Raw genomic sequence first — 2,563 nt, forward strand, 5'->3', positions numbered from 1 at the left:
TGGGTTGGTACAATTATTCCTCAAAATCCAGTATTCCAATTCAAGTTTATTGCAAACTCTGTAATTTACAATGGGCTAATTGCAATGAACAAGGGAAGTTCCAGAAGTCTGGGATTATTAAACATAACGTGTTTGTATATGATTAGTGGCGTGTTTCAGCACCTAATTTAGCAAATAAAAACGGAATAGAAAATCTGCAAAGATTTTCGTAAGCAAGCTAAAACTAGCCATTAATTATATACGGTGTTGGCGTTAGTTGTTTTTTTTCATTAATGTTTCTATTATTCCTTTCATACGTATTTTTCTCCATAATAAATAAAGTACAAAACTTATAAGTACAGTAAAAACGATAATTAAATTTATAATTCCAATTTGTGCGATATATAGGCAAAAATGTAAGATTCCAACTCTCATATTCCTTAATTCAAAATTTTCGCCATTCGAAATTCCGATTGCAAAGTACAATGAGCAAAAAAAGAAGAATAAAAGAAGGACAATTATGATATAATGACCTTTAGCGTATTCAATATTCGTTGGTAACTCCTTTTTGTATTTAAATTCAGTTAAGTTTTGATTTATATATTTTACAATTTCGGATTTTATATTTTCATTATCCAAATATAATTTTGTTGTAGAGTATTTACTAAAAAATATTTTTATATAATTCGTGTTTTCTATATTCTCGATTTTATTGACTTCTCCAAGTGAAATAATATCGAAATGCTTTGGTACTTCAATTGATTCATTAAATTCAAGTTCAGACGTTCCAAAGTATATGTTTTCATTTCTAATAATGACAATATCATTAGAATCAGGAATCTGCCAATATTTATTCATAATTTGAGTTTTTTTCTCAATTAATGCCAACGTGTTTGTATATGGTTTGTTGCGTGGTTAAGAACGTAATTTAGCAAATAAAAACCGAATAGAAAATCCGCGAGGGTTTTCGTAAACAGGCTAGAACCAGCAATAAATTATATACGGTGTTAGCATTAGTTATTTATCATTGCCTTTAAAAACTCTAATTCTTTTCCATTTGGTAAATGAAGTATTGTCATTTCTCCATTTTCTTTTAACATTGTTTGAGTTAAGTATTTAGGTAATTTATGGTCAATCGAATTTACGTAAAAGATGAATTGAATACTATCTATTAAAAAAATATAGCCATTAAGGCCATTTTTGTATTTTACTCTTTTAGGTTGTCCAATTAAATTTTTAAAACTATTTTTTGTTCGCATAAATGATGTCATCATTATAGGATATTCGGATTCTTTTGGAATAATATTTTCATAAATTATTTTTCTTAACCTTTCTTCGTGTTTATCTCCTAATTGTACATTTTTAAAAGATTTTCTATCAGTAATTGAAGCTCTCCATAAGATAGAAAGTAAAAAAAGTTTCATTTTACCATAATCTATATTTTTACAAATAGAATATTCTGTATCATTATTAGGGATTTTGTAATTTTTACAAATCGGTGCAATTTTAGGGTCAATGTTTTTTCCATACATTGATTTCATTGCATACTTTTCATAATTAGCTCCAATAATTCTATTGTCACAATCTTCACAGAGTATATTTTTATCAAAATCTCCTGTCTGAATTTTTTTTGACCTACTTTCTTTTTTAGCAAAATTATAAGTAACCTCATAAAAAATGTTTTTATCATCTTCGGCTTTCATTCCTGAATATAAGAAATCAGGAATGATGTGAGCTTTAATTAATTTCTTATCTTTTAAACAGAGACGGCATTTTCCCATAATTAATGCTAACGTGTTTGTGTATGGAAAGTTGCGTTTTTGTAGGCGAGGATTTTCCAAAGGAAAATCAGACGTAACAAAAGTGCAACCAACTTTATTTAAGCACTAATGTAGCAATTTTTTATACACGATGTTGTACACCGTATTTTATTCTTTTATTGCTTTTTCAGCTCTTCCTATAACTGATTCAGCTAATTCGTACATTGAACAACTTGCTTCGCTCAAATTTCGTTTTCCAATTCGTTTAATTTCCGCCTCGTCATTTTCCCAATCAAAAATATTAAGTGTTTCTCGATAAACTTCGTTCAGTTCTTTGTAATTGATTTCTCCATTTTCAAAACCAAAGTTTTCCTCCGTTTCTATTATCTTAATAGGGATTCCGTTATTCAGATAAATAATTGTCTTTATTCGACCATAAGAAAGTCCGATTTCCTCAACTATTTTACAAATTCGTTTTTCATTCCGCCAAACTTTTAAAATTCCGCCACCATCTGTAGTAATTCCAGTCAGTTCCATCCAATCAAATTCAGTTTCCTCAAGAGTAGAATCCGACTCTATAGATTTCACTTCGTTATTAATTCGGTCAAGATTATTTTCTTGTCCAAATGTTGAAAATCCGATTAATGTAAATATGATTACGAATGCTTTTCTCATATGGTGTACAACGTGTTTGTATATGCTTTGTTGCGTGATTAAGCAACTAAGTTAGTAAATAAAAACGGAATAGAAAATCCGCGAGGATTTTCGTAAACAAGCTAGAACTAGCAATAAAATATATACGGTGTTATGCACTGGTTTTATTA

At 28.8% G+C, this 2,563-nt stretch carries 3 protein-coding genes; all 3 read right to left on the minus strand.

From position 1 onward, the window contains the following. Positions 1-252: 252 nt before the first annotated feature. Entirely contained in the window at positions 253-837 is a 585-nt protein-coding gene (locus ACVCZW_RS03615) for a hypothetical protein (protein ID WP_452231661.1), read from the minus strand. A gap of 155 nt (positions 838-992) precedes the next feature. Next, entirely contained in the window at positions 993-1,760 is a 768-nt protein-coding gene (locus ACVCZW_RS03620; protein ID WP_452231662.1) for a hypothetical protein, read from the minus strand. Positions 1,761-1,907: 147 nt separating this feature from the next. Next, on the minus strand, positions 1,908-2,414 hold the full coding sequence (locus ACVCZW_RS03625; protein WP_452231663.1) for a hypothetical protein: 507 nt from the start codon (positions 2,412-2,414) through the stop codon (positions 1,908-1,910). Positions 2,415-2,563 lie beyond the last annotated feature (149 nt).

The sequence above is a fragment of the Lacinutrix sp. MEBiC02595 genome (genome assembly GCF_053601555.1).